Origin of the sequence: Leclercia sp. M-A074-M (assembly GCF_965195605.1) — a bacterium.
GTDB lineage: Bacteria > Pseudomonadota > Gammaproteobacteria > Enterobacterales > Enterobacteriaceae > Enterobacter.
Genome location: NZ_CBDAHM010000003.1, coordinates 560,076 through 582,855 on the forward strand (window position 1 = coordinate 560,076; position 22,780 = coordinate 582,855).

Annotated in this window: 19 protein-coding genes; 5 read left to right on the plus strand and 14 right to left on the minus strand. The window is 59.1% G+C overall.

Annotated elements, in window-relative coordinates; genetic code table 11:
• Window positions 1–111: 111 nt before the first annotated feature.
• Together pbpC and ACOKCT_RS09300 are read right to left on the minus strand one after the other, a co-directional pair.
• Window positions 112–2,436, minus strand: coding sequence for a peptidoglycan glycosyltransferase PbpC (gene pbpC / locus ACOKCT_RS09295; RefSeq protein ID WP_420193395.1), 2,325 nt, complete (start codon window positions 2,434–2,436; stop codon window positions 112–114).
• A gap of 1 nt (window position 2,437) precedes the next feature.
• Window positions 2,438–7,396 carry an alpha-2-macroglobulin family protein gene (locus ACOKCT_RS09300; RefSeq protein ID WP_159340033.1) on the minus strand — a complete coding sequence of 1,653 codons (4,959 nt, stop codon included), beginning with the start codon at window positions 7,394–7,396 and terminating at the stop codon, window positions 2,438–2,440.
• A 285-nt stretch (window positions 7,397–7,681) separates the two neighbouring features.
• On the opposite strand from ACOKCT_RS09300, the gene ACOKCT_RS09305 reads away from it, so the two are divergent.
• The 4 genes from ACOKCT_RS09305 (at window position 7,682) to ACOKCT_RS09320 (ending at window position 12,310) form a co-directional block, all read left to right on the plus strand.
• Window positions 7,682–9,226, plus strand: coding sequence for a PTS transporter subunit EIIC (locus tag ACOKCT_RS09305; protein ID WP_420193407.1), 1,545 nt, complete (start codon window positions 7,682–7,684; stop codon window positions 9,224–9,226).
• 11 nt (window positions 9,227–9,237) lie between these two features.
• Entirely contained in the window at window positions 9,238–10,605 is a 1,368-nt protein-coding gene (locus ACOKCT_RS09310) for a 6-phospho-alpha-glucosidase (protein WP_290527484.1), read from the plus strand.
• 89 nt (window positions 10,606–10,694) lie between these two features.
• Complete coding sequence (gene sseA, locus ACOKCT_RS09315; protein ID WP_156655031.1) at window positions 10,695–11,540, plus strand: 3-mercaptopyruvate sulfurtransferase; 846 nt, start codon at window positions 10,695–10,697, stop codon at window positions 11,538–11,540.
• Window positions 11,540–12,310 (plus strand): MurR/RpiR family transcriptional regulator, encoded by a 771-nt coding sequence (locus ACOKCT_RS09320; RefSeq protein WP_156239569.1) that lies wholly within the window; start codon window positions 11,540–11,542, stop codon window positions 12,308–12,310. The genes sseA and ACOKCT_RS09320 overlap by 1 nt, the downstream gene beginning before the upstream one ends.
• A gap of 17 nt (window positions 12,311–12,327) precedes the next feature.
• Here the strand turns inward: ACOKCT_RS09320 and sseB are convergent, their stop codons facing one another.
• The 11 genes from sseB to trmJ all read right to left on the minus strand — a co-directional run bounded on the left by sseB (window position 12,328) and on the right by trmJ (window position 21,086).
• Entirely contained in the window at window positions 12,328–13,104 is a 777-nt protein-coding gene (sseB, locus tag ACOKCT_RS09325; protein ID WP_103180718.1) for an enhanced serine sensitivity protein SseB, read from the minus strand.
• Window positions 13,105–13,200: 96 nt separating this feature from the next.
• Window positions 13,201–14,487, minus strand: a complete 1,287-nt coding sequence (gene pepB / locus ACOKCT_RS09330; RefSeq protein WP_103180719.1) for an aminopeptidase PepB — start codon at window positions 14,485–14,487, stop codon at window positions 13,201–13,203.
• A gap of 59 nt (window positions 14,488–14,546) precedes the next feature.
• Complete coding sequence (gene iscX, locus ACOKCT_RS09335) at window positions 14,547–14,747, minus strand: Fe-S cluster assembly protein IscX (protein ID WP_032613119.1); 201 nt, start codon at window positions 14,745–14,747, stop codon at window positions 14,547–14,549.
• A 1-nt stretch (window position 14,748) separates the two neighbouring features.
• Window positions 14,749–15,084 carry an ISC system 2Fe-2S type ferredoxin gene (gene fdx / locus ACOKCT_RS09340; RefSeq protein ID WP_039029728.1) on the minus strand — a complete coding sequence of 112 codons (336 nt, stop codon included), beginning with the start codon at window positions 15,082–15,084 and terminating at the stop codon, window positions 14,749–14,751.
• Between the two features lies 1 nt (window position 15,085).
• Window positions 15,086–16,936: a Fe-S protein assembly chaperone HscA gene (gene hscA, locus ACOKCT_RS09345; RefSeq protein WP_156239575.1), complete on the minus strand. Its 1,851-nt coding sequence runs from the start codon at window positions 16,934–16,936 to the stop codon at window positions 15,086–15,088.
• A gap of 14 nt (window positions 16,937–16,950) precedes the next feature.
• Window positions 16,951–17,466 (minus strand): co-chaperone HscB, encoded by a 516-nt coding sequence (hscB, locus tag ACOKCT_RS09350; RefSeq protein WP_156655033.1) that lies wholly within the window; start codon window positions 17,464–17,466, stop codon window positions 16,951–16,953.
• A gap of 77 nt (window positions 17,467–17,543) precedes the next feature.
• Window positions 17,544–17,867 (minus strand): iron-sulfur cluster assembly protein IscA, encoded by a 324-nt coding sequence (gene iscA / locus ACOKCT_RS09355; RefSeq protein ID WP_103180721.1) that lies wholly within the window; start codon window positions 17,865–17,867, stop codon window positions 17,544–17,546.
• Between the two features lie 15 nt (window positions 17,868–17,882).
• The gene (gene iscU, locus ACOKCT_RS09360; RefSeq protein WP_004866383.1) at window positions 17,883–18,269 is read right to left on the minus strand and encodes a Fe-S cluster assembly scaffold IscU; all 387 of its coding nucleotides are present in this window, start codon (window positions 18,267–18,269) and stop codon (window positions 17,883–17,885) included.
• Window positions 18,270–18,292: 23 nt separating this feature from the next.
• A complete protein-coding gene (gene iscS / locus ACOKCT_RS09365; RefSeq protein WP_103180722.1) occupies window positions 18,293–19,507 on the minus strand; it encodes a cysteine desulfurase in 1,215 nt (404 codons plus the stop codon).
• A 116-nt stretch (window positions 19,508–19,623) separates the two neighbouring features.
• The gene (gene iscR, locus ACOKCT_RS09370) at window positions 19,624–20,115 is read right to left on the minus strand and encodes a Fe-S cluster assembly transcriptional regulator IscR (protein ID WP_103180723.1); all 492 of its coding nucleotides are present in this window, start codon (window positions 20,113–20,115) and stop codon (window positions 19,624–19,626) included.
• 242 nt (window positions 20,116–20,357) lie between these two features.
• Entirely contained in the window at window positions 20,358–21,086 is a 729-nt protein-coding gene (trmJ, locus tag ACOKCT_RS09375) for a tRNA (cytosine(32)/uridine(32)-2'-O)-methyltransferase TrmJ (protein ID WP_420193396.1), read from the minus strand.
• A 124-nt stretch (window positions 21,087–21,210) separates the two neighbouring features.
• Between trmJ and suhB the strand changes: the two genes are divergently transcribed.
• Window positions 21,211–22,017: an inositol-1-monophosphatase gene (gene suhB / locus ACOKCT_RS09380; RefSeq protein WP_103824616.1), complete on the plus strand. Its 807-nt coding sequence runs from the start codon at window positions 21,211–21,213 to the stop codon at window positions 22,015–22,017.
• A gap of 69 nt (window positions 22,018–22,086) precedes the next feature.
• Here the strand turns inward: suhB and ACOKCT_RS09385 are convergent, their stop codons facing one another.
• Window positions 22,087–22,752, minus strand: a complete 666-nt coding sequence (locus ACOKCT_RS09385) for a hypothetical protein (RefSeq protein WP_159340030.1) — start codon at window positions 22,750–22,752, stop codon at window positions 22,087–22,089.
• Between the last annotated feature and the right edge of the window lie 28 nt (window positions 22,753–22,780).

A 22,780-nucleotide genomic window follows, 5' to 3' on the forward strand; every position in this document is an offset into this window, starting at 1 on the left:
TATATGGCGCGGATTATAATGAGCATTGGCGCCATTGCCTATGGATGCATGTAACATTTTTTTAAAATAAGACGAGTTTTAACAACAGATCCTCGTCAAAACACCTTTTATCTATTGCAGCGTGAAATCCACAGTCGCCACCTGCCCCGCCTCATCCATTACCAGTAGCTGATAATCTCCTGCATTTTCAAGCTGCAACGTATACATTCGCCCCTGGACATTCAGCGGTTCGCCATTAAGAAACCACCAGCGCGGTCCCTCGCTGCCGCTGACCAGCAGAGGCAGCGAGACGCGCGACTCCCCCGGCAAACGCTTAATCACTGCCCCCTGACGAATGCCGGAGAGCAGCAGCGGCGCCGGGAAGGTCTGACCGAGCGGCGGACAGGTTGCAGACGCGGGCGGGATGCGGGCAGACCGTCGCTCTGCCTGGGGCAGCCACGGCTCCAGCGGCAGCGGCCAGACGTCGACGCTTTTTTCCTGCGCCTGCGGGCAGTCTGCTGCCACCCGCTTACCGCTGTTATCCAGCCAGATCGGAAAATGAATGCCGCGGATGCCCTCCTGCTCCGGCAGTAACAGCGTCGGCGGTTGGCTCCCTTCGAGCAGCCACGTCGCGAGTCGACGGCGGCAGTTGCTGTCCCCGTCTGGCAGCGACTGCCCGCCCGGCCAGCAAATCACCCCGCGGCTAACGGAGGCCGGGCGCGGATCGCGCGGCAGACGCGCCTCATCCAGCGCCGATCGCGACTGCAGCAGGTTATTAACCTGATTCAACACCGGCACGGCGCTGGCAAAACCAAACTGCCCGGCCACCGGGGTGCCGTCCGGCCTGCCGGTCCAGACCCCGATGACGTAGCGCGCATTCAGCCCTATCGCCCACGCATCGCGATAGCCATAGCTGGTGCCGGTTTTTATTGCCAGGGGCACTACCTGAGCAAGCGCGCTGTCGGGTAACGGCTGCGCCTCACTGGCAAGAATGCGTCGGATGATCCACGCGGACCCAGGCGAGAGTAGAGGCCGTTCCAGCAGCGGGTCGTCGGGTTTCAGGCGCAGCTTCCCTGCCCGACCCTGACGGGCAAACGCGCTGTATGCCGCGGCGATATCCGCCAGACGCGCCCCGGCGCCCCCGAGAATCAGGGACAGGTTCGGCTGAGCCCCCGCAGGCAGGAGAAGCGGTAAACCAGCGTTACGCAGCATTCCGGCAAACTTTTTCGGCCCGTAGGCCTCCAGCACCTGGACGGCGGGCAGGTTCAGGGATCTCACCAGCGCCTCGCTCATGCTCACTGGGCCGTGAAAGCCGCTGTCAAAGTTACCCGGACGGTAATCGCCGGTGCGTCGCGGCACATCCTGCAGCAGCGAGGCGGGATGGATCAGCCCCTCATCCATCGCCAGGCCATAGATAAAGGGCTTCAGCACCGATCCGGGGGATCGGATCGCGCTGATCATATCCACATGGCTGAAGCGGCTGTCGTCGTTGATGTCGACCGACCCCACCCAGCCGCGCACCTTCATATCGGTATGATCCAGGACGATCATCGCCAGCGAGCTGCGGGGCGGCAGGCGGGATTTCCAGTTCAGGACCAGCTCCTCCAGCTGACGCTGCAGCGTGGCATCCAGCGTCGTCACCACTTTGCTGTCGCGGCTTTTGCCCAGCATCATGCGCGAGAACAGCGGCGCCAGCTGCGGCATCTGGCGTGGCGCCAGCCAGACGGGCTCTTCCTGTGACTCTTTGACCTGGCGGGCGGACCAGACGCCCTGGGATGCCATCCGGTTGAGCACTTTGTTACGCGCCGCCTCTGCCCGCTGCGGCCAGCGATCCGGTCGCAAACGGCTCGGCGCCTGGGGCAGAACGGCAAGCAGGGCGGCTTCGGAGTAGCTCAGTTGCGCAGGGGATTTTCCCAGATAGGCCCAGCTGGCGGCCCCCACGCCCTGTAGCGTGCCGCCAAACGGGGCGCGGTTCAGATAGAGCGTCAGGATCTCAGCTTTGGAGAGGTGCCACTCCAGCTGGAGCGCCCGCCAGAGCTGACGCACTTTGCCCCCCAGCGTACGGGAATGCGGATCCAGCAGTCGCGCCACCTGCATCGTCAGCGTGCTGCCGCCCGAGATCACCTTTCCGGCCAGCAGATCCTGCCAGGCGGCGCGCAGAACAGAGAATGGGTTAACGCCGGGATGATCCCAGAACCAGCGATCCTCATACTGGATCAGCGCCTCAAGATAGCGGGGTGAAACCTCTTCAATGGTGACCGGATAGCGCCAGATCCCGTCGCGATCGGCAAATCGCCACAACGGAATGCCCTTTTCATCCACCACCAGGCGGGCAGGGTTGACCTCGTGTAACGGCAGCGGCCACAGGCGATCGGCGGCCACGACAGCGCCCCATAGCAGAAGAAGCGCTCCCGCCAGCCACAGCCAGCGGGAGCGTAACAGAGAGCGGCGCTGCACGTTACGGAACGACAGTTAGCGGGCCGCTGGCCGCACCCGTTGCCCGCCACTGCGGTACGTACATGGATTCCACCATCGGTACCGGCACCGTGTAGGTTCCCGGGGTGACGGCACGGGCCAGATAGACCAGCGTCACTGTCTCATAATTTTTCACCGACACGGCGGCGACAAAGCGATCGTCGCGGAACTCCATATGCTGGATATCCGCCTGCTGCATCTGGTTGAGCAGGTTTTGTACCTCGCTGCCGCTCTCCTGCAGGCTGGCGCTGCTGCTGGCGAGGTTCTGGTTTTCCAGCTCCAGCCCCGCAGGCAGCAGATCCACCACCAGCGCATCCGGCACGTTCTTGCTGGCACGCACGGTCAGCCAGACCAGAACCAGCTCCCCGCTTTTCAGGGAGGAGAGCGACTTGCTGCTGCCATCGGTGGCCAGAATCTGCCGTTCAATTTTCAGCACGTTCGAGGCGGGCTGCGGCGCGTATTGTGGGTAGCCGCTGCTGTCCAGACGCACCCACAGCGGTGCAGTGCCGGTATTGGTCACCTGCAGGGCGGCCAGTTGATCGGCATTAAGATTTTGCACCTGCGGTTTGTCTCCCCGCATATTGCCTTCTTTAAACGACGTGGTGGCCTGCCACTCTCCGGTGAGTTTCTGTACGGAACGCCCCGCCAGGAACAGAGCGTTACTCTCCTGCGTTGAGAGCCAGCGCTGGCTGTACGCCTGCTCAGAAAGCACATTCAGCAGCGTATTCTGAGCGTTCGGCAGCAGTTTGTACTCTTCCAGCAGGCTGAGCATCATCGCGTTATCGCGAAGCGGGCTGCCGTAATCGGCCAGCCAGCTTTGCGTTTCGCTGCGCGGCGTTTTGATTGCCAGATCGAGCGCCTGCTGGCTGCGCGGCGCATCCCCCATCAGCTTCAGCGCCAGGCCAAGCTGCATCAGCGGCAGGCCCGATTTGGCCTGACCATGACGATCCCAGATTTCACGCAGCGCCCCCAGCGGCGCTTTTTGCTGACGAGCCAGCACCAGCGCGGCATAGGCCTGGATGGCAAATTTGCTGGCGGTGGTGTTCTCGCTGTAGCGGACAGCCATCATGCCCGGGTCCTGCAGATAGCGCAGCAGGCGGTTGTTGGCGTTGGTAATGGCCTCAGCCGGGACGCTGTAACCCTGCTCGCCCGCCCGCACCAGGAAATCAGTGACGTAGGCGGTGAGCCAGTACTCTTCCTCACCGTTTTTATCCCACAGGGCAAAGCCACCGTTGTCACGCTGCATCTGCAGCAGGCGGGAGATACCGATCTCAATAGCCGCGCGACGTTTTTCGTCGCTGTCACCCTTAATCCCTAACGCGCTCAACTGGGCGGCATTGGTATACAGAGACGGGAAGAGACCGCTGGTGGTCTGTTCCAGACAGCCATACGGATAGGCCTGCAGCTCACGAATGTAGCGGGCCAGGTTGAGCGGCGGCTTGCCGCTGAGCAGAAGCTGCCCCTGTAAAGTCACCGGCGAGAAATTCGCCAGGTGCTGTTCCGGCGCATGCCAGCTTTCGCCCGGATTGAGCATCGTGCCGGTGTTCACCGTCTGCGCCGGGAATGCCGGGCGCACGCCGATTTTCCAGCTCTTCTGCTGCGGGGCAAAGGTTTCGCCGGGCAGCGTCAGGCCGTTTACCTGCGCGACGATTTCGCCCTCGCCGTAACCCTCCAGCGCCCGCACCGGAATAAACAGCGTCGAGCGTTCACCCGCGGCCAGTGTAACCGGCTGCGGCTGGGCCCCTTCCAGCGCCAGATTACCGCCAGCGGTCAGGGCGACGTTCAGGGTCTGCGGACGATCGGTGAGGTTAGTCAGATCCAGCGTCAGCCTGGCGCTATCGCCGCTGGCCAGGAAGCGCGGTGTGTTTAGCTCGGTGATCACCGGTGCGGCAACGATGATTTTGCTCTCGCTACTGCCAAAATCATCATCGGTCCACGCCTGGGCCATCAGACGCAGCTCGCCGTTAAAGTCGCCAATGGGTAACGAGACGGTGCCCTCCCCGTTGGCGTCCAGCTCTACCGGCTGCGCCTGCTGGGCGATAATGGTGACGTGGTTAACCGGCGGTTTGCCGCCGCGCTTGAGCTCATCGCCGTCGCCGCCAAAGCGCAGCGACGCCAGACGCCCCTGGCCTTCAATCACCTGGCCGTAGATGTCGTAGATGTCCGCGCCATAGCGCTTCTGGCCAAAGAACGCCTGCCACGGATCCGGGGTGACGTAATCGGTAATGTTGAGTACGCCGCTGTCCACCGCCGAAACCAGCACGTTAATTTTCTGCGGGGTCGTCCCCTCTTTCACGCTGGCTTTCACTTTCACCGTCAGCATCTGGTCAGGACGCATTTTGGGCGGATTTTCCAGGGCGATGCTCAGGCGACGGTTCTCATCGCCCATCGGCAGATGCAGTAAGCCCACAGCTCGTTTTGGCGTGGCCGATTTGGATTTATCGCCGGGGCGAACCACCAGCGTGGAGAGGTAAAGATCGTGACGTTTCCAGGCTTTATCTACCGGGATCGTCATATCCAGCCCTTCAGCCGGGACGTCGATCTCTTTCCACCACAGCGGCCCTTCGCTGGATTCGATCATCGCGTAGCCTTTACCTGCCGCCGGGGCGGCAATGTGCAGCTTGATGGTATCCCCTGGCTGATAGGCCGGTTTGTCCAGCTTCAGGGTGACGCGATCTGGCCGGGCCGCGCCGGAGCCGTCGCTGTTATCCTGCCAGCTGTAGCCCGCCCAGAAGCGCACGCTGCTCACCGCCTCATCCGGGGCTTTCACCTCCAGACGGTAGGAGCCCCACTCCACCGGGAAGCTCACTTTCCCCGTTTCGCCCGCGGCCAGATCCAGCGCCTGCTCGCCTTCGATCAGATCTTTTTGATCAAACTGCGACTGCCAGCCGTCACTTTCCGACCAGGTCCAGGCGTAGTCCCGACGTTCGCGGATCAGGCGAACCTGCAGACCAGAAACGGCTTTTTTCGCCCCGCTGGCATCAGCGTAGACAATATCGAATCCGGCCTGGCTGTTCTCCTCCACAATCGGCTGGTTGACGGTGGTATCGGTGCGGTAGTCATAGACCGCTTTGCTGGCGAACTGCGGACGGATGCCCGGCAGGGTGGCCGCTGGCCAGACGGCCTGTTCCGCCCGGCGGGTCACCGGACGTCCGCCGGACTCCAGCAGGCTGGCCTGCAAAATAACCTGCAGCGGGGAGTGCGTCTCTTTCCACTGGCTTTCGCTGGTCACCTGACCCTGCCCTTGTTCGTCCAGGGTCAGCTGCACTTCGTCGAGGCTGCGGCTCAGGTTCTCTTCGGCGATATCGCCAAACTGGAAGCCCGGCAGTGCGGCCACGGCGTCACGCAGCGGGCGTAAAAAGAGCTGTCCTTGCAGGCTGTTGCCGTTGGCGGGAGCGCCGTACAGGTAATACCCCGTCACGTCGAACGCGACATCATCCTGCGGCGCAACCGGCGCTTTTTGCCCGGTAAGATTCAGCGCCATGCGCTCTGGCATAAAATCTTCGACGTGGAAATCCCACATCCGCTGCTGGTTATCGCCGGTACTGGCGCGCACATGCCACATGCCGGTCTGCGCCCCGCTATCAAGGGGATAGTTAAAGCGATAGAGACCGTTTTCCGGCTGGCTGACCACGGTACGTGCCACCTGGCCGTCCGGGCGTAATACCTCCAGCTTCACCGGCTGGTCGGGCAGCGGTTTGCCGTCGCTGTCGCGCAGCAGGCCGTTGAGGATCAACGTTTCGCCCGGGCGATAGAGATCGCGCGGACCAAACATAAAGAACTGCTTGTTCAGGCCTGGCGCGCCGGAGATGGCAAACTCCGCCAGATCCAGCGCCGGAAGGGTGAGATCCAAAAGCGTGGTCTGCCCATCTTTACGGGCGAGAAGCAGCGCGGCCGCTTTATCTGTTTGCAACGTCGCGTGACCGTCGGCATCGCTCGACGCCTGGGCCAGCGTTTGCCCTTTATCGTTAAGCAGCAGCACCTCAATGCCCGACTGCGCCGCGCCGTTCTCCAGGCTCTGGGTAAAGATATCCAGTCGGTTATGGTAGCGGTGGGCGGAGAGACCAATATCGCTGAGGGTAAAGAGCGTGGCGGCGTTGCTGTAGTTATAGTGCCCGGCCTGATTCATCACCGCGATGTAGACCCCCGCCTGCTGTAGCGGCTTGATCTCCGCCAGCGGCAGCAGCAGTTTCTCGCGGGTATTGCGCGCCGGGTTAAGGTCGAAGCGGCCGGTATAGACCAGATCGGCCATCTTCAGCAGGTTGTCAGATTCCCAGTTGGTAAGCGAACTGCGGTACTCCCACTGGCTGACGAACGCGGCCAGGGACTCGGGTTTGACCCGGTAGAAATTCACATCGACGTTGTTTACGTTCAGCGCCATTACCGGCAACCCTTCTACCACCTTGCCCGGCAGCAGCGAGCCGCGGCTGGCGAAGCCCACGGTCGGCTCAATATCGCGGGTGGTGATGGTTTTTTCGATATCGCTGCCCAGCGTGGCTTTATTCAGCCCAAGCAGCGCGCCCTCGACGGTGACCACCAGATTCCGGTTTGGCTCCAGATGGCGCAGGCGCAGCTCCTTCAGGTTAGGCGCCAGCTCCCATGCCCCATCAACCTTGCCGCTTTTTTTGTCCACCACGTGCACGGTGCGGGCGAAATCCTGGGCGGGATCGAGGGGAACCGAGAAGGTCAGCACCAGGGCTGCCGCGCCGTCGAGCTGGAGCTCTGAAGCATCCAGCAGGGTCAGCGCCTTGCCCTGGCTCTGCGCTGCCAGTTTTTCCAGCGTGGCGCCGTCAGGCTTCGCCGGGACAGTCGGTTGTGTGGTGGATGCAGCCGCCGCAGCGGGCGCCTGGGGTTTGGGCTTATCGTCACTGTTGTCACAGCCGATAAGCGCCAGTGAAGTGAGCAGCGCTAATGAAAGTGCGGCGAAGCGAAACGGTTTCATCCTTTATCCCTGGCCTCTCGGGCCTGTTGGTCGTCGTCGGGGTAAGTATTATCCGCAAGTTTCATTAATACAAAAGCACTCAATCCAATTACGGACAGCACCTCGCAAAATAATTATCAGCATTAAAAATTCCGCTGCTACGGCGATCACAGCGCATAAGGTTACATGTAACCTTTAACGTCATTTGTTTTTAAAACAAGAAGATATATGGATAAACCGGCGTTCCCACTGCTAGTTTTACTCTCAGACGCACCTTGAGTGCGCGGTTCAATAAGAGAGAACATGATGAAACGAGCCGTGAACGCCCTACAAAATTTCGGAAAATCATTATACGGACCGGTACTTATCCTGCCGATTGTCGGTCTGTTTATTGCCTTTGGAAACGTGCTGGGTAACGGTGGTCTTGCCGGCTATCTGCCATTCCTCGGCCATCCACTGATCCAGAGTATTGGCCAGCTGATCGCCAAATCCGCCGTCTCGGTGCTGGTTAACCTCGCGCTGGTGTTCGCCGTGGGGATTCCCATTGGTCTGGCAACACGTGACAAAGGTTACGCGGCGCTGATTGGTCTGGTGACCTTTGTGGTGTTTATCAACGCCATGAACGTCACGCTGCAACTGCAGGGCGCGCTGGCCCCTGCGGAGCAGATGAAAGCCGCCGGACAGAGCATGGTGCTGGGGGTACAGGTGCTGGAGATGGGCGTGTTCGCCGGGATCCTCACCGGGGCGCTGTCGGGCTACCTGTATAACAAATACTCCGGGGTGCAGTTTAACGGCGCCATGGCAATCTACTCCGGCCACTGCTTTGTCGCCATTATTATGCTGCCGGTCTCAATGCTGCTGGGGGTGGTGATGAGCGAGCTGTGGCCGTTTGCCCAGCACGGGATCAGCACGATGGCCTTAGCAATAAAAGGTTCCGGACCGTTTGGGGTGGCGATTTACGGCTTCCTTGAGCGCATCCTGGTGCCGACCGGCCTGCACCATCTGGTTTATACCCCCTTCCTCTATACCGAACTGGGCGGTACCCAGGAGGTCTGCGGCGCTACCTACCAGGGCGCGCGTAATATCTACTTCGCCGAGATGGCCTGCCCGGATGTGAAGCAGCTCAGCAGCACCGTGGTCTGGGATGCTCGCGGTATCAGCAAGATGTTTGGCCTGCCTGCCGCCGCGCTGGCGATGTATGTCACCGCGAAACCGGAGCGTAAAGCCGCGGCGAAAGCGATTCTGATCCCGGCGGCGCTCACCTCGTTGCTGGTGGGCGTGACCGAACCCATTGAGTTCTCCTTCCTGTTTGTCGCCCCGCTGCTGTTTGTGGTGCATGCGGTGCTGACCGGGATTGGCATGATGCTCTTCTCCCTGTTCGGCGTTCACGCCATCGGCGCCAATGGCATCATCGATTTTATTCTCTATAACCTGCCGCTGGGCACGGAGAAGTCTAACTGGCCGATGTACATCGTGGTCGGGCTGATCATGTTCACCGTCTACTTCGTTGTCTTCCGCTTCCTGATCCTGCATTTCCGCATGAAAACGCCGGGACGCGAGGAGGAAGATCAGGAGACCCGTCTGTACAGCAAGCAGGAGTATCAGGCGAAGGGCAGCAATAATGGCCTGGGCGAGGCGATTGTGGTCGGCCTCGGCGGACGTGAAAACATCGAGGTAGTGGACAACTGCTACACCCGCCTGCGCGTCACGGTGAAAGATGTCGCCGTCATCGACGAGCCGCGGCTCAAGGCGACGGGCGCGAAAGGCATTATCAAACAAGGTAACAACGTTCAGGTGGTCTACGGGCTGCATGTCAAAAAAATGCGAGAAGCGGTCGAGACGGTTCTCTGAAGGAGATAAACATGATTACACCCCCATTCATTCTCTCTATCGCCGGTGGTGGCAGCACCTATACGCCAGGAATTGTGAAAAGCCTGATGGTGCAGCTGGACAAATTCCCGCTGGCGGAAATTCGCCTCTACGACATCGACGCCGCGCGGCAGGATACCATCGCGCCGGTGGTGGAGAAGGTGATTCGCGATCACAGTCAGAGCATCAAATTCACCGTCACCAGCGACCCGGAAGTGGCCTTCAGCGGTGCCCATTTCATCTTCGCCCAGATGCGCGTGGGTCAGTACAAAATGCGCGAGCAGGATGAGAAGATCCCGCTGCGTCACGGCGTGGTTGGCCAGGAGACCTGCGGCCCGGGCGGGCTGGCGTATGGCTTACGCACGATCCTGCCGATGGTTGAACTGATCGACATGGTCGAGCGCTATGCGCATGAAAAAGCGTGGATCGTTAACTACTCCAACCCGGCGGCCATCGTCGCAGAGGGTGTGCGCCGCCTGCGACCTGACGCCCGGGTGCTGAACATCTGCGATATGCCGGTCGCGGCGATGCGCAATATGGGGGCCATTCTGGGCGTGGATCGTCACAAGCTGGAGGTGGATTACTTCGGTCTGAACCACTTCGGCTGGTTTACCCGCGTGCTGGTGGATGGCGAAGATAAATTGCCGGAGCTGCGCCGCCATGTCGCCAGATTTGGCCTGCTGACGGAAGATGCGGCTAAAACCGACCCGCAGCACTCCGATCCATCCTGGGTGAAAACCTGGCGCAACATCAAGCCGATCATGGATAACTTCCCGGAGTATCTGCCTAACCCCTATCTGCAGTACTACCTGATGCCAAACCAGATCGTGGAGCACCAGAACCCGGACTATACCCGCGCCAACGAAGTGATGAACGGTCGCGAGAAAAAGCTGTTTGCGGCTGCGGAAGAGTATAAACAGACCGGGATCCTGCCGGATGCGTTCCACGTGGGGGTACACGGCGAGTTTATCGTGGATGTGGCCCGCTCGCTGGCGTTTAACCTGCGTCAGCGCCATCTGGTGATGGTGGAAAACCGCGGGGCGATTACTAATCTGCCGTATGACGCTATGGTTGAAGTGCCGGCCTATATCACAAGCGAAGGGCCAGAGCCGATCCGCATCGGCCAGGTACCGCTGTTCCACCAGACCCTGCTGCAACAACAGCTGGCCTCGGAGCAGTTGCTGGTAGAGGCCACCATCGAAGGCAGCTACGAGAAAGCGTTGCAGGCGTTCACCCTGAACCGCACCGTGCCAACCATGGAGCATGCCAAAGCCATTCTGGACGAGATGATCGAAGCTAACCGTGAATACTGGCCTGCATTGCAGAAAGCGTGGCAGGACGGAGAAGCGGTGAAAAAATAAGGGCTTGCTCGCGAGTTGAACGTGGTTCCCTTGTCGGTGTCAGAAAAAACACCGACAATCCATTATTGGATTCATTTATGGAGGCAACCATGTCCACCTCATATTTTGTCGCAGCCGACTGGCTGATTGAGCACAGTGACGATCCTGAAGTCCAGATCCTCGACGCGCGCATGGCGCCGCCGGGTCAGGAGCATCGTGACGTTCCCGCGGAATACCGCGCCGGGCATCTGCCGGGGGCGGTATTTTTTGATATTGAAGCCCTCTCCGATCACACCTCTCCCCTGCCGCACATGATGCCGCGCCCGGAAGCGTTTGCGGTCGCCATGCGCGAGCTGGGCGTCAGCCACGATAAGCATCTGGTGATTTATGATGAAGGGAATCTCTTCTCCGCACCACGGGCGTGGTGGATGCTGAAAACCTTCGGCGTGGAAAAAGTGTCGATTCTGGCGGGCGGGCTTGCGGGCTGGCAGCGGGCGGAGCTCCCGCTCCAGCAGGGCGATGTTTCCCTGCCGGACAGCGATTTTGAAGCCACCTTCGACGCCGGGGCGATCAAGCGCGTCACCGACGTGCTGCTGGCGAGCCACGAACAGACCGTACAGATTGTCGATGCCCGCCCTGCCCCGCGCTTTAACGCCGAGGCCGACGAGCCGCGCCCTGGCCTTAAGCGCGGCCATATCCCAGGCGCACGTAACGTGCCCTGGGGCGATCTGGTGTTTGAAGGCGAGCTGAAAACCACCGATGAGCTGCGTGAGATTTTTGCCCGTCAGGGTGTGGATCTGCATCAGCCCATCGTCACCAGCTGCGGCTCGGGCGTCACCGCCTGTGTGGTGATCCTGGCGCTGGCTACCCTCGGCAAAACCGACGTGACGCTCTACGACGGGGCGTGGAGTGAATGGGGTGCCCGGGACGATCTGCCGGTTGAACCGGCGCAGTAATGGATAACCGCCTGGCGACATTGTTATCGCGCGGGGAGACCCTGACCCGCGCGGAATATCGCGTGCTGGCCCATCTGACCGGGCATCCACTGCTGGTGGGTCAGATCACGGTGCGGGAGCTGGCGCAGGCGACCTTTGTCTCTACCGCCACCATTATGCGCCTCTGCCGCAAGCTGGGGTTTAGCGGCTTTAGCGAGTTCATCTGGCACTGCAAGCAGCTATTGAGCGACACGCCGCACATTGCCGCCGAAAGCCGTCAGCCTGCGGAGTTGCCCGCGCTGTTCAATCAGTTTATCGCCAACTATCAGCAGACCTTTCAGTGGGCGACGGCGCAAAAGCGCCACTATTTTGCCGAACTGCTGCGGGAAAAAGAGAGCTTCTTTCTCTACGGGGCGGGCTTTTCCTATCTTTTTGCCGAGTACCTGACCAAAAAATTGCAGGTGCTGGGCAAGACGGCCTTTATCTCCGGCCCGGGCGACAGCCGTAATATCTTTCTCAGCAACGCCTCGCGCTATCAGGTCTTCATCGCAGTCTCGCGCAGCGGGGAAACGGAACAGGTTCTGGATAAGGCGCGCATTGCGCAAAACGTGGGGATGACGGTGGTGGCTTTTACCCGCGCGTCGGCGAATAGCCTGGCGGGGATGGCGGATCTGCATTTTGCTTTGTACGACGAAGCGGTGCATTTCGCCGCCGAAGCCGCAGGGGTGACCTCGTTTGAGTCGAACCTGGTGCTGCTGATGGATTTACTGCTGCTGGAAGCAACGGGGTGAGTGCCACCCCGTAAGATTCAGATAATGCGGTTGTTTTTGAAATCGCGCAGGAAGCCACCCCAGCGGCGCTCATAGAACGGCGTGATGTGCTCGGTGATAAAGTGGCTGATGCCCTTCTCCCCCGCCACTACCCGGCAGATATCGATCGGCTCGTCGCCCGGCAGGGTGTCGGTCGCCACGCTGCCCGCGGCCTGAATGATGTCGTCGATCTCGCCATCCGCCTCGATACCAATCAGCAGTACCGGCTGTTCGTCAGCCTGCTCTTTGATGGAGCAGAGAAACGCGCGCTTAACCGGCTTGAGGGTCTGGAAAAGGGTGGTCAGGGAGTCGATCATCTGCGCCGGTGGCTCGGCCACTTCCGACAGCAGCAGCGACTCGCCGCCCTCCAGCACCTCCTGGGTGCTAAGCGGGTTGCCCTCTTCGCCAATCAGATGGCTGATTTCACGCGGGGTGAACTCTTTCCCGGTCGGCAGTTTGGCATTCAGAAACAGGGTTTCGCCCAGCGTCATCTCAAACAGGGTGCGCACCGGCATCACCACGAACGCCTGCTCATCTTCAACGGCTTGCTGTAAGGCCTCAAGGGAGGAGAAGAACGGGATCACCGAGGTGCCGTCGTCTTTTTCCCAGTGCAGCAGATCCAGGGCGCTGTCCTCAACAACCTGCTCGCCTTCCGCCGCCGTACCGGGCACCCAGACGGTGGACTCCAGCAGCGCGCGGAAGAATGCCGGACGATGGGCGGGCTCGGTGGCCGCTTTCTCCAGCAGGGTTTCTAATTCGTTTTTGGTTTCTGACATAGTTTCACTACTTCAAAAAACGCCGGGTGGCGCTTTGCTTACCCGGCCTACAACACCCGTAGGCCCGTGCAAGCGCAGCGCCGCCGGGCAAGCTAATTACTCTGCCGTCAGCAGGTTCGCAATGGTACGCACGCCCAGACCGGTCGCACCCGCGGACCACTGTTCAACCGCCGCTTTACGGTAGGTCGCGGAGCAGTCGATGTGCAGCCAGCCTTCGCGATAGTTCTCGACAAAGTGCGACAGGAAACCGGCGGCGGTGCTTGCCCCTGCCGGATAGGCCGCGCTGGCGGTATTGTTCAGTTCGGCAAAGTTCGACGGCAGCTGGCTGCGGTGGAACTCGGCCAGCGGCAGACGCCAGAACGGCTCGTTCTCGGCGGCGGCGCTCGCCAGCAGGCGGTTTGCCAGCTTATCGTCGAAGCTGAACAGCGCGTGGTAGTCGTTGCCCAGCGCGGTTTTCGCCGCCCCGGTCAGGGTCGCCATGTCGATAATCAGCTCTGGTTTTTGCGCCGAGGCATCGATCAGCCCATCCGCCAGCACCAGACGGCCTTCGGCGTCGGTATTCATCACTTCAACGTTTTTGCCGTTGCGGTAGCGAATGATGTCGCCCAGCTTAAAGGCGTTACCGCTGACCATGTTGTCGGCGCAGCAGAGCCAGAGCTTCACGCGTTTGTTCAGGCCGCGGGTGATGGCAAAGGCCAGCGCACCGGTGATGGTCGCCGCGCCGCCCATGTCGGACTTCATGGAGTCCATGAACGCGCTCTGCTTCAGGCTATAGCCGCCGGTGTCAAAGGTAATGCCCTTCCCGACCAGGCAGGCGAATACCGGGGCCGCTTTATCGCCGGTTGGGTTGTAGTCCAGCGCCAGCAGCACCGGCGGGCGCTCAGAGCCGCGACCCACGGTGTGGATGCCCATATAGTTCTGCTCGCGCAGATCTTCGCCTTTGGTGATGCGGTAAGAGACGTTGTCGCCCGCCACCTTGCTCAGCAGATCGACAGCACGCTGCGCCAGCTGCTCCGGACCCAGCTCTTCCGCCGGGGCGTTGATGGTGTCGCGCACCCAGTCGATAATGGTCAGACGGCTTTCCAGCTCGCGCTTGCCGGCTTCGTCCAGATTAGCCCACTCAATTTTACGGCTGCCTTTTGGCCCTTTATAACCGGCCCAGAAGGCCCAGCTACGATCGGTGTCCCAGCCTTCGCCGTCGAGTAACACATGTTTAATGCCCAGGCCGTCAATTTTACGCGCCGCGCGCTGGATCAGGCCTAAATCGTCGCTGCCGTTCAGGTGCAGGGTAATACCGTCGTTGTTGATGCTGTAAGTGGCTTTTTCACCCCAGCGCGCATCGGCAGGCTGAGTAGAGAGCGTAATCTTCATCGCTTCGGTCATTTTATTTTTCCTTATTAGCAACAAGCAAACGGGCCGCCTGAAGGCAGCCCGTTACGTTTTTATTCTGCTTCGTCCAGCCAGACTAACAGAATCGCCTCCAGAATTTTTTCATTGGATGCGTTGGGATCGTCGTCAAACTCTTCCAGATCGCAAATCCACTGATGCATATCGGTGAAGCGTACGGTCTTCGGATCGAGATCCGGGTTGGCGTCGTACAGCGCCTCGCCGATTTCACGGCTGTCTGTCCACTTCAGTCCCATATTAATGCTCGCGTGCGTGGTTAAGCGTATAACGCGGAAGTTCGACCACCAGATCTTCATCGGTGACGCGCGCCTGACAGCTCAGACGGCTTTCCGGCTCCAGACCCCATGCTTTATCCAGCATGTCGTCTTCATCTTCTGTGCTCTCCGCCAGGGAGTCAAACCCCTCGCGGACGATGCAGTGGCAGGTTGTGCAGGCACAGGATTTTTCACAGGCGTGTTCCACTTCAATACCGTTACGCAGGGCAACGTTAAGGATGGTTTCGCCGGTCTCAGCTTCCAGAACTGCGCCATCCGGACAGAGGTCCGCATGTGGCAGAAAAACAATCTTTGGCATATTAAACCTCGTCCACGGAGTGGCCTTTCAGCGCGGTACGGACAGACTGGTCCATACGACGAGCGGCAAACTCCTGGGTTTGTTTATCAACGTTTTTAATCGCTTGTTCTATGGCGTCAGCATCATTGCCTTCGGCCACCGCAATCAACTGTGCGACGGCATCGTCAATGGCCTGACGTTCAGCGGCGCTTAGCAGCGCGGCATCAGCAGTGAGTGCGCTATTCAGGCTTTCCAGCACGCGTGCGGCTTCGACTTTCTGTTCGGCCAGCATACGCGCCTTTACATCCTGCTCAGCAAAACTCATTGAGTCCTGAATCATGGTGGCGATCTCATTATCGGTCAGACCGTAGGACGGTTTCACCTGAATGGAGGATTCGACACCGGTCGATTTTTCCATCGCCGTGACGCTCAGCAGGCCGTCCGCATCCACCTGGAAGGTCACGCGGATGTGCGCCCCGCCTGCAGGCAGCGCCGGAATGCCGCGCAGGGCGAAACGCGCCAGCGAACGGCAGTCCTGAACCAGCTCGCGCTCACCCTGCAGCACGTGGATCGACATTGCAGTCTGGCCATCTTTAAAGGTGGTGAACTCCTGCGCGCGGGCCACCGGAATGGTGGTGTTACGCGGGATCACTTTCTCCACCAGGCCGCCCATGGTTTCTAACCCGAGGGAGAGCGGGATGACATCCAGCAGCAGCATTTCGCTGTCCGGCTTGTTGCCGACCAGAATATCGGCCTGGATAGCGGCGCCGATAGCGACCACTTTATCCGGATCGATAGAGGTTAATGGCGTGCGGCCAAAGAACTCGCCCACGCGCTCACGCACCAGCGGCACACGGGTTGAACCGCCGACCATCACCACCTCCAGCACCTCTTCGGCTTCCACGCCCGCATCTTTCAGCGCGCGGCGGCAGGCCAGCAGGGTGCGTTTCACCAGCGGGGCAATCAGTTCATTGAACTGCTCGCGGCTGATGTCGCCTTTCCAGCCCGCCACCTCAACGGTCACGGAGGAGGCATCGCTGAGGGCGATTTTGGCGGCAATGGCCGCATCCAGCAGCTCGCGCTGGACGCGCAGGTCGCTGCGATCGGCAATCCCCGCCTGCTCGCGGATGTGATCCGCCAGCAGATGGTCGAAGTCGTCACCGCCGAGGGCAGAGTCGCCGCCGGTCGCCAGCACTTCAAACACCCCTCGGCTCAGGCGCAGGATGGAGATATCAAAAGTCCCGCCGCCGAGATCGAATACCGCGATCACCCCTTCCTGGCCGGAGTCGAGACCATAGGCAATGGCGGCCGCGGTCGGCTCGTTGAGCAGACGCAGCACATGCAGGCCCGCCAGACGCGCGGCATCTTTGGTGCCCTGACGCTGGGCGTCATCGAAATAGGCCGGCACGGTGATCACCACGCCATCCAGCTCGCCTGAAAGGGTCGCGGTGGCGCGGGCGGCCAGCGCCTTGAGAATATCGGCAGAGACGCGGATCGGGTTCAGTAACCCTGCGGCAGTGGCGATCATCGGCAGGCCATTTTCACTTGCCTGCAGCTGATACGGCAGATGGGGATAACGGTTCTGGATATCCGCCAGCGAGCGGCCCATCATGCGTTTTACCGAGCTGATGGTGTTGGCAGGATCCTGCGCGGCATTGGCGCGGGCATCGAAGCCCACGCTGTGGCCCTGAGGCTGATAGTGGACCACAGAAGGCAACAGATGTTGACCCTGCGCATCCGCCAGCGTCTCAGCCTGGCCGCTGCGCACGGTCGCCACCAGCGAGTTTGTGGTGCCTAAGTCGATGCCCACCGCCAGACGACGCTGGTGCGGTGCGGCACTTAAACCAGGCTCACTAATTTGTAATAAGGCCATAATCGCTTCCGAAATTAAAAATCGAGCAGCTTTTCTTCGAGTTGTTCAGCACTGCTTCGCAGTTTATCGAGAAAACGCAGCTTGCGAACGCTGTCCGCTGCCACGTCCCACGTCTCGTTATTCAATTGGTTAACCATCTGCTGATGGCGGGTATCGAACATCCCTTTTACGCGCTTGATAAAGCGCTCCAGACGGGCTTCGTCTTTGGCCTGTTCAATCTCATCCAGCTCTTCACGCAGCTCCAGCTGTTCCATCAGGAACGCGGTGTCGCGGACGGTGTGTTGCTCACTGGAGAGATCAAACCCGTGACGCGAAAGCAGATATTCTGCCCGGCTCAGCGGATTGCGCAGGGTTTGCCACGCCTGATTGATGGTCGCAGAGTGCTGCACCGCCGCCAGTTGTTCCGCCTGCGTACCGCTGGCGAATTTATCCGGGTGATACTGACGTTGCAGATCCTGGAAACGGGCCGCCAGCGCCTGAGTATCAATTTCATACCCGGCTGGTAACCCAAAGAGGGTGAAGTAATCCATAACAATCTCAGGGTTAGCTGATTAAAGCAAACCCCACACACAGCCTGGCTGCGGTGGGGTTAACAGGTGATGCGCAATTATACGTGGAAGCTTTCGCCGCAGCCGCACTCGTCTTTCACGTTCGGGTTGGTGAACTTAAACCCTTCGTTAAGACCTTCTTTAACAAAGTCCAGCTGAGTGCCGTTCAGGAACTGCAGGCTTTTACCATCGACCACCACCTTCACGCCTTTGTCTTCGAACACGGTGTCTTCCGCCGCAGGTTCGTCAACAAATTCCAGTACATACGCCATACCGGAACAACCGGAGGTGCGTACACCCAGTCGCAGGCCAAAGCCTTTGCCACGGTTTGCCAGGAAGGCGCTTACTCGCGCGGCAGCGCTGTCGCTAAGGGTAATCGACATAACAACCTCAACTAATTATTTTGCTTCACGTTTGCTTTTGTAATCCGCAATTGCGGCTTTGATCGCATCTTCCGCCAGGATAGAGCAGTGAATTTTCACCGGCGGCAGTTCGAGTTCGTCAGCAATATCGGTATTTTTAATCGCCTGCGCTTCGTCCAGAGACTTGCCTTTCACCCACTCGGTAACCAGGGAGCTCGACGCGATTGCGGAACCGCAACCGTAGGTCTTGAAGCGCGCGTCTTCAATGATACCTTCATTGTTGACTTTAATCTGCAACTTCATCACGTCGCCACACGCTGGTGCACCCACCATGCCGCTGCCCACGCTGTCGTCGCTGTTGTCGAAGGAGCCCACGTTACGTGGATTCTCGTAATGATCGATAACTTTTTCGCTGTATGCCATGCTGAATTCTCCTTACAAACCGATTAGTGATGTGACCATTCAATGCTGTTCAGATCCACGCCTTCTTTGTACATTTCCCACAGTGGAGAAAGATCACGCAGACGGCCAATGGAGTTGCGAACCAGTTGGATGGTGTAGTCAATCTCTTCATCGGTAGTAAAACGACCTAAAGAGAAGCGGATAGAGCTGTGTGCCAGTTCGTCGGTCATGCCCAGCGCACGCAGTACGTAGGACGGCTCCAGGCTTGCGGAAGTACACGCAGAACCGGAAGAGACGGCCAGGTCTTTCAGCGCCATGATCAGCGACTCGCCTTCAACATAGTTGAAGCTGACGTTGAGGATATTTGGTGCGCCCTGCTCGAGATCGCCGTTCAGGTAGACCTCTTCCATATCCTTCACGCCTTCCCACAGACGGTTGCGCAGCGTACGCAGGCGCGCCATCTCGGTTTCCATCTCTTCTTTGGCGATACGGTAAGCTTCACCCATGCCCACGATCTGGTGAACAGGCAGCGTACCGGAACGCATGCCGCGCTCGTGACCACCGCCGTGCATCTGGGATTCGATGCGGATACGTGGCTTACGACGCACGTACAGCGCGCCGATACCTTTCGGGCCGTAGATTTTATGGCCGGAGAAGGACATCAGGTCCACTTTCAGCTGGCTCAGATCGATAGGCAGTTTGCCCACGCTCTGGGTCGCATCCACGTGATAGATAATGCCGCGCGCACGGCACAGCTCGCCGATTGTCGCGATATCCTGCACCACGCCGATTTCGTTGTTAACGTGCATGATGGAGACCAGAATGGTGTCGTCACGCATTGCCGCTTCGAGCTCTTTCAGGTCGATGATACCGTTGCGCTGCGGAGCGAGGTAGGTTACTTCAAATCCTTCACGCTCCAGCTGACGGCAGGTATCCAGCACGGCTTTGTGTTCAGTTTTGCTGGTGATGATGTGCTTGCCTTTTTTCTGGTAGAAATTAGCGGCACCTTTAATCGCCAGGTTATCGGATTCGGTTGCGCCAGAGGTGAAAACAATTTCACGCGGGTCGGCACCAACCAGCTCGGCAATCTGGTTACGGGCGATATCTACCGCCTCTTCAGCATGCCAGCCAAAACGGTGTGAACGGGAAGCTGGGTTACCAAAGTTTCCGTCCAGGGTCAGACACTGCATCATTTTCTCGGCAACACGCGGGTCCACCGGCGTGGTTGCGGAGTAGTCGAGATAAATCGGTAATTTCATTGCTCTATAAACTCCGTACATCGCTTCAATGCAAGGAATCAGGCAACCGGCTGGATGTACGACCGAGTACACGGGGCGTTACGCCCCGGCCTGATTCTGAAATACTTATCTTTTTATTACGCGCGTAATTTGACGTCGATAGCGTCCTGCGCGCGGGTATTACGATGGGAATCGTGGCTGTGCTGACGGCCTGATACATCCAGAACTTCCTGGTTATTTACCAGCTCACCGAGGGTGATATTGTTCAGGAAACCGGTCAGACGGTCGCTCAGATCGCGCCACAGCGCGTGCGTCAGGCATTTGTCGCCGCCCTGACAGCCGCCTTTACCCTGGCAACGGGTCGCGTCGACGGATTCGTCAACTGCGCTAATCACTTCACCAACCGCAATACTGCCCGCGTCTTTACCTAACAGATAACCACCGCCAGGACCGCGAACGCTGGAAACCAGGCCATTTTTACGCAGTCGGGAAAAAAGCTGTTCCAGATAAGAGAGGGAGATTCCCTGACGTTCAGAAATATCAGCCAATGGAACCGGGCCCGCTTCGGAGTTGAGCGCAACGTCCAGCATCGCGGTCACGGCATAACGCCCTTTAGATGTCAGTCTCATGTCTTACTTAACCTCAAACTCGCCCCTGCCCGGGGTTTTTTATTGTAAAGTGGGGGTATTGCATAGCAGGGCCAAGTCTGACATTCCTGACTAAAATGGTCAACTATTTACTTGACTGATTTAGTCAGGTATTTAACCTTCTGTGCGCTCATCAGTTTTTGCCCGGCGGCGCTTCGCTTACGTGCGGCCTGATGCCCTCACCCCTGCCCTCTCCCACGGGGAAAGGGGGAAAACAAACGGCACTACTCTTTATTCTTCTGCTCAATCGACGCCAGAATACCGCGCAGGATATTCAGCTCCTGGCTTTCCGGCCGCGCGCGGGTAAAGAGGCGGCGCAGTCGGTTCATCACCTGCCCCGGATGACCGGCGCGGATAAAGCCGGTGGCAAGCAGGGTCTGCTCCAGATGGCCGTAGAACCGCTCCAGATCGTCCACCAGCGGATAAGGCGTCTCTTCCTGCGCGGCGGGAACATCTTTTTCCTGGGTTGCCAGCCAGGCCATACGCACCTCATAGGCGATGACCTGCACGGCCATGGCCAGGTTCAGCGAGCTGTACTCCGGGTTGGCGGCAATGGCGACATGATAGTGACACTTCTGCAGCTCATCGTTGATCAGCCCCACGCGCTCACGGCCAAACACCAGCGCCACCGGCGCATGCTGGCCTTCGCTGATGCTTTTCAGCCCGCATTCACGCGGGTCGAGCATCGGCCACGGCAGGGTGCGGGAACGCGCGCTGGTACCCACCACAAGGCTACAACCCGCTAAGGCTTCATCCAGGGTATCGACGATCTGGGCATTGCCAATCACGTCGCTGGCCCCTGCCGCGAGGGCAATGGCCTGGGAGTCGGGTTTGACCAGCGGGTTAACCAGCCAGAGATTGGTTAAGCCCATGGTTTTCATAGCGCGGGCTACGGAGCCCATGTTGCCGGTATGCGATGTTTCGACCAGCACGATTCGGATATTTTGCAGCATAATTTTTCTGAGTATGGAGAATATTCGATGATGTTATCATAAACGGAAGACATATTCCGATCCCGCTGCTATACTCTGCGCCGTTTTCGTTTCCCCGTTCTTTAACATCCAGTGAGAGTAACCGATGCAACATCCTATGTTGACCATCGCCGTGCGCGCAGCGCGCAAGGCGGGTAATGTAATTGCCAAGCACTACGAAACACCCGATTCCGTAGAAACCAGCCAGAAAGGCAGCAATGACTTTGTGACTAACGTTGATAAAGCCGCAGAAGCCGTCATTATCGACACCATTCGCAAATCTTACCCGCAGCACACCATCATCACCGAAGAAAGCGGTGAGCATGCAGGCGAAGATCAGGATGTTCAGTGGGTTATCGATCCTCTGGATGGCACCACCAACTTCGTTAAACGTCTGCCACACTTCGCTGTCTCTATCGCCGTACGCATCAAAGGCCGTACTGAAGTGGCCGTGGTTTACGACCCAATGCGTAACGAACTCTTCACCGCCACCCGTGGTCAGGGCGCACAGCTGAACGGCTACCGTCTGCGCGGCACCAACGCTCGCGACCTCGACGGCACCATCCTGGCGACCGGCTTCCCGTTCAAAGCCAAACAGCACGCCCCTGCGTACATGAAAATTCTGGGCAAACTGTTCACCGAGTGCGCCGACTTCCGCCGTACCGGCTCCGCTGCGCTGGACCTGGCTTATGTTGCCGCTGGCCGCGTTGATGGTTACTTCGAGATTGGCCTCAAGCCGTGGGACTTCGCCGCTGGCGAACTGATCGCGCGTGAAGCGGGTGCGCTGGTGTGTGATTTCACCGGTGGCCACAACTACATGCTGTCTGGCAACATCGTTGCGGGTAACCCACGCGTGGTAAAAGCCATGCTGGCGAACATGCGTGACGAACTGAGCGAAGCGCTGAAGCGTTAATCTCAGCAGGCGGGTGAAGATCTTTCACCCGCCTCTTTTCCTGCCCTGCCCGCCCCAGACAATTAACGATTACTGCAGCCGTGACAGCAGTATACGAATGAAGGTATTGGTGACCATCGCCAGCACCGCCATGCCGTTAAACAGCGCAAAATACCGCCACCCTTTTTGACACCGCGCCTCCCCCAGCCACTGATGCAGCAGACAGGCGATACCGCCCGTCGCCAGTCTGGCTAACAGCACGCCAATCATGGTGGGGACGAATAGCAGCCATCCTGTCAGGATCAAATCATGCTCCCGCGCCCCCAGCAGTAGCCACACGATTTGTGAAGGCATATAGAAGCTCAGCGCGAAAATGAGCGGCAGCCGAATATTGCTCCGGGGACCTTCAGCGCTTTTCCGCCAGCACAAGGCATCGCGAACCAGCAACACACCCAGTACCAGCGTGGCGAAATAGCAGACGTAGTTGAACGCTGCGACAAAGCGCAGCAATACCTCGTGGGAGAGATTCTGCGTAAATCCGATGCGCCAGAAAACAATGACAAAAAAACCGCCCTGCAGGATCCAGCTGCGCACTATCCAGTCAAAGAATTGCCTGGCCGAAGGCTGGTTATGCAGCATCCAGGCGACGAGAGGTATTTTGCTGTAGCCGGGATGCAGAAAAGCCAGCACAAAACCGGCCACCAGCAGCTTGCCGTACATGGCGAGCGGAAGCGTGTCGATGCTGGTTTGCCCCATACCGATAAGAAAATAGAGGGTGGAATAG

Bases quoted from the DNA above. Each gene is read 5' to 3' on its own strand.
- ACOKCT_RS09300 (WP_159340033.1), bottom strand. From the start codon at position 7,396: ATGAAACCGTTTCGCTTCGCCGCACTTTCATTAGCGCTGCTCACTTCA.
- ACOKCT_RS09305 (WP_420193407.1), top strand. From the start codon at position 7,682: ATGAAACGAGCCGTGAACGCCCTACAAAATTTCGGAAAATCATTATAC.
- ACOKCT_RS09310 (WP_290527484.1), top strand. From the start codon at position 9,238: ATGATTACACCCCCATTCATTCTCTCTATCGCCGGTGGTGGCAGCACC.
- sseA (WP_156655031.1), top strand. From the start codon at position 10,695: ATGTCCACCTCATATTTTGTCGCAGCCGACTGGCTGATTGAGCACAGT.
- ACOKCT_RS09320 (WP_156239569.1), top strand. From the start codon at position 11,540: ATGGATAACCGCCTGGCGACATTGTTATCGCGCGGGGAGACCCTGACC.
- sseB (WP_103180718.1), bottom strand. From the start codon at position 13,104: ATGTCAGAAACCAAAAACGAATTAGAAACCCTGCTGGAGAAAGCGGCC.
- pepB (WP_103180719.1), bottom strand. From the start codon at position 14,487: ATGACCGAAGCGATGAAGATTACGCTCTCTACTCAGCCTGCCGATGCG.
- iscX (WP_032613119.1), bottom strand. From the start codon at position 14,747: ATGGGACTGAAGTGGACAGACAGCCGTGAAATCGGCGAGGCGCTGTAC.
- fdx (WP_039029728.1), bottom strand. From the start codon at position 15,084: ATGCCAAAGATTGTTTTTCTGCCACATGCGGACCTCTGTCCGGATGGC.
- hscA (WP_156239575.1), bottom strand. From the start codon at position 16,936: ATGGCCTTATTACAAATTAGTGAGCCTGGTTTAAGTGCCGCACCGCAC.
- hscB (WP_156655033.1), bottom strand. From the start codon at position 17,466: ATGGATTACTTCACCCTCTTTGGGTTACCAGCCGGGTATGAAATTGAT.
- iscA (WP_103180721.1), bottom strand. From the start codon at position 17,867: ATGTCGATTACCCTTAGCGACAGCGCTGCCGCGCGAGTAAGCGCCTTC.
- iscU (WP_004866383.1), bottom strand. From the start codon at position 18,269: ATGGCATACAGCGAAAAAGTTATCGATCATTACGAGAATCCACGTAAC.
- iscS (WP_103180722.1), bottom strand. From the start codon at position 19,507: ATGAAATTACCGATTTATCTCGACTACTCCGCAACCACGCCGGTGGAC.
- iscR (WP_103180723.1), bottom strand. From the start codon at position 20,115: ATGAGACTGACATCTAAAGGGCGTTATGCCGTGACCGCGATGCTGGAC.
- trmJ (WP_420193396.1), bottom strand. From the start codon at position 21,086: ATGCTGCAAAATATCCGAATCGTGCTGGTCGAAACATCGCATACCGGC.
- suhB (WP_103824616.1), top strand. From the start codon at position 21,211: ATGCAACATCCTATGTTGACCATCGCCGTGCGCGCAGCGCGCAAGGCG.
- ACOKCT_RS09385 (WP_159340030.1), bottom strand. From the start codon at position 22,752: ATGGGGCAAACCAGCATCGACACGCTTCCGCTCGCCATGTACGGCAAG.